We start from the raw sequence: 2,245 nt of genomic DNA on the forward strand, positions 1-2,245 counted from the left end.
GGTGGACTGCTCTTTTTATCTGCCATTTATCGCGTCAGCATTTGCTTCTTCAGGCAAAGGATTTGATGACATTGTGCTTTATGCCATTGAGCCAATTGTTCCAACCGGCTTTCTGCGCCCTCCGATAGCCTGACCCCAATTTGATTGCCATCCATGGGCTCGTCTACAGCGAGCTGACATGTCTTTCGCGCGAGAAATCTCGCTCGAAAGACCTCTGCTTTATTGGCACTCAGGACCTATCTTTCTTTTCAAAATTTGCATCAATTGGTTCAAGCTGGCTCCTGAAAAGCCCAAGCTTGGGAACGGGAATATAAAATGACCGATAAAACCTTGGAACTCCCAACCTCTTCGGTGTTGGGGCGCCTCATTCCGAAAACTGGCCATGGCTGGATCATGGCCTCATGCTGTGTGCTAATGTTTGCCGCTGCAGGTTCCGCATTAATCGGCGCAGAAAGCCAGTCTTTATCCAGCATTCTATGGAGTATGGCTCCAATTGCCGGGTGTTTGGCGATGCATAGCGTTATGCACAAATTCATGGGCAAATCCTGTCATGGAGATAACAAGGATATGTCTTCCAAATCGGGAGATGAAACTTGATCCACACCAACGTGTCACGCCGAAAGCTTCTGGCTGGATCTTGCATTGTTTTGGCGGGAACCCTCGCAGGCTGTAACCGAAGTACCAAAGCGGATGCCGAACTTGGGTCTCCAGCGATACCCAGCGCTTTTGCGTCGATGTACGGGCCATTGCCTAATGAACAATTTCCGCTTCCCGCAATCAATCTAGACAAGATCCCGGAACAGTTTTTGCGGCGCGAAATGACTTATCAGACAAATGAGAACGTCGGCACGATCATTGTCGATACGAAGAACTATTTTCTCTATCTGATTCAGGAGAACGGCAGAGCGATACGCTATGGGGTGGGACTGGGACGAGCCGGTTTTGAATGGTCTGGTCGTGCTTTTGTGGCAAGAAAAGCCGTTTGGCCAACATGGACACCTCCCGAAGATATGATTGCTCGACAGCCCGAGTTGGAGCAATGGAGTTGGAAAAATGGCGGTATGCCCGCAGGGCTCGACAATCCTTTGGGTGCTAGAGCGCTATATATCTATCAGGGCAACAAAGACACGCTTTATCGCCTGCATGGCACCGCAGAGATCTGGTCGATTGGCAAGGCAGTCTCATCTGGCTGTGTCCGTATGCTCAATCAGGATATCATAGATCTTCACAGGCGCGTCCCCAATCAGACGCCCATTGTTGTGTTGTAGGAGACAGATATGAACATGAATAGAAGCCTCCTTGTTGTTACGATTTCCGCTGGCGTTTTGGCCTTTCTTTCGGGTGCTTTGTACTTCACCCAAATAAAAGCAGAGGGTGCCCTGCTTAAACCGGGCGATAGCAAGATCGTGGCATTGGGGCAATCGCTTTATCAGGACAATTGCGCGTCTTGCCATGGGGACAATCTGGAAGGTCAACCAGATTGGCAAAGCCAAAATGAACAAGGCAGATTACCTGCGCCGCCGCATGATGAGACGGGCCACACTTGGCATCACGCAGATGACCTGCTTTTTGGATTGACCAAGCTGGGTATTGCCAAGATGGCCAAGCTTAAAAACTATGAAACCGACATGCCCGCCTATGAGGGAACACTGACAGACGATGAAATCATCGCGGTTCTCTCCTTCATAAAAAGCCGGTGGCCCCAAGAAATCAGAGACATGCACGACGAACGTAACCGGATCATTGCTGAAAGGGAAAAACAATGAACAGACGCCAGTTTCTGACGGCAAGCGCTGTTGCCGGGGGCAGCCTTGCGGGGCTGTATGCATTGAGTAACGGTAGTGATTTGAGCGGAGCAACACTTGCAAACAAACCCAGACTTAAAATGCCTCCGCTACTGGATACACGCCAAAGCAAAACGGCTGAACTTGTAGCACAAAAAGGGTCTTCAACATTTGTTGGAAACGCCGCGAACCAGACATTTGGTTTCAATCAACCTTATCTGGGGCCTACGCTTGTCGTGGAGAAGGGCGACTTTAATCCCGTTGTGAAGAACCAGCTAGCACGCCCCATAAGCGTCCATTGGCATGGGCTTTTAGTGCCCGGAGAGCATGACGGGGGCCCGCATATCCCCGTCACAAAGGGCCAAGAGTGGCGTCCAGAAATGTTGATTGATCAGTCTCCAGCGACTGTTTGGTACCACACTCATATTCACCAACAAACAGCGCATGATGTTCACAAGGGA

4 protein-coding genes are annotated in these 2,245 nt (G+C 50.2%); all 4 read left to right on the forward strand.

The annotated features are described in order from the left end of the window. Window positions 1–315: 315 nt before the first annotated feature. Entirely contained in the window at window positions 316–597 is a 282-nt protein-coding gene (locus tag FDK21_RS20475; protein ID WP_138150710.1) for a hypothetical protein, read from the forward strand. A 50-nt stretch (window positions 598–647) separates the two neighbouring features. After that, window positions 648–1,268 carry a L,D-transpeptidase gene (locus tag FDK21_RS20480; protein ID WP_246657650.1) on the forward strand — a complete coding sequence of 207 codons (621 nt, stop codon included), beginning with the start codon at window positions 648–650 and terminating at the stop codon, window positions 1,266–1,268. 9 nt (window positions 1,269–1,277) lie between these two features. Further along, window positions 1,278–1,766: a cytochrome c gene (locus FDK21_RS20485; protein ID WP_246657651.1), complete on the forward strand. Its 489-nt coding sequence runs from the start codon at window positions 1,278–1,280 to the stop codon at window positions 1,764–1,766. Further along, window positions 1,763–2,245, forward strand: a 483-nt coding sequence (locus tag FDK21_RS20490; protein WP_138150713.1) for a multicopper oxidase domain-containing protein, incomplete at its 3' end; no start/stop codon positions are given. The genes FDK21_RS20485 and FDK21_RS20490, both read left to right, overlap by 4 nt.

Source organism: Cohaesibacter sp. CAU 1516 (genome assembly GCF_005771485.1).
GTDB classification, from domain to species: Bacteria; Pseudomonadota; Alphaproteobacteria; order Rhizobiales; family Cohaesibacteraceae; genus Cohaesibacter; species Cohaesibacter intestini.

What these genes read in the sequence shown, in the direction of transcription:
- FDK21_RS20475 (WP_138150710.1), top strand. Translation starts at nt 316, where the DNA reads ATGACCGATAAAACCTTGGAACTCCCAACCTCTTCGGTGTTGGGGCGC.
- FDK21_RS20485 (WP_246657651.1), top strand. Translation starts at nt 1,278, where the DNA reads ATGAACATGAATAGAAGCCTCCTTGTTGTTACGATTTCCGCTGGCGTT.